We start from the raw sequence: 374 nt of genomic DNA, 5'->3' as shown, positions 1-374 counted from the left end.
CATCTCGCACATTGACGGATTTAAACGTAAGTGATTGGCACACAAGTAACTCTGGTTCAGGGCGCTTTGATGAGCCAGGAGTATTTACTGCGGTAAAGGTGGGTAATACGACCCTCACGGCCACGAAGGATGACATCATCAGTAATACGGTGGATGTGGATGTCTCATCAGCGGTCATTGCATCGATTCAAGTGACGCCTTCACCTGTGAATGTTGCGAAAGGTCAGACTCAACAGTTAACCGCAACAGCGGCGTACAGTGATATGACGTCGTCTGACATTTCTAGCTCAGTAACGTGGGAGCCAGCTAACTCGACGACGGTTACCGTGTCATCAACTGGTTTATTGTCTGCAGTTGAAGCGGATAGTACCACA

Annotated in this window: 1 protein-coding gene; it reads left to right on the top strand. The window is 48.7% G+C overall.

Annotated elements, in window-relative coordinates; genetic code table 11:
* Positions 1-374, top strand: a 374-nt coding sequence (locus tag AACT19_RS01580; RefSeq protein WP_207551948.1) for an Ig-like domain-containing protein, incomplete at both ends; no start/stop codon positions are given.

The organism is Vibrio sp. 10N.222.47.A9, assembly GCF_963872585.1.
Lineage (GTDB): Bacteria > Pseudomonadota > Gammaproteobacteria > Enterobacterales > Vibrionaceae > Vibrio > Vibrio splendidus.
Note: the sequence above shows the minus strand (reverse complement) of the source record. Positions and strands in the feature narration are given on the sequence as shown.